Source organism: Bacillus sp. AFS055030 (assembly GCF_002574545.1).
Taxonomy (GTDB): Bacteria; Bacillota; Bacilli; order Bacillales; family Bacillaceae_G; genus Gottfriedia.
Genome location: NZ_NUGT01000071.1, coordinates 1 through 243 on the forward strand (window position 1 = coordinate 1; position 243 = coordinate 243).

At 73.7% G+C, this 243-nt stretch carries 1 protein-coding gene; it reads right to left on the minus strand.

All coding sequences use genetic code 11. The features are described 5' to 3' along the window. On the minus strand, positions 1–243 hold a 243-nt coding region (locus CN925_RS16005; protein ID WP_286138416.1), incomplete at both ends, for an acyl-CoA dehydrogenase family protein.

Consider the following 243-nt stretch of genomic DNA (forward strand, 5'->3'; position numbering starts at 1 on the left):
GTTGACGAAGGCCGGCGCACGCTTGCAGATCCAGTACTTGCCGGCGGCGGTGGCGATGCGGGCGAATGCCGCTTCGCCCGCATCATGCGCGGCCGCGTCCACCGCGCGCGCCACGCGCAGCGAGAACGCCAGCGCCGCCTCCGCCTCCAGCGCCAGGTCGGCCAGCACGTTGCGCATCAGGGCATGCCCGGCCAAGGGCTTGCCGAACGCGCAGCGATGGCGCGCGTGATGCAGCGCCTGCGC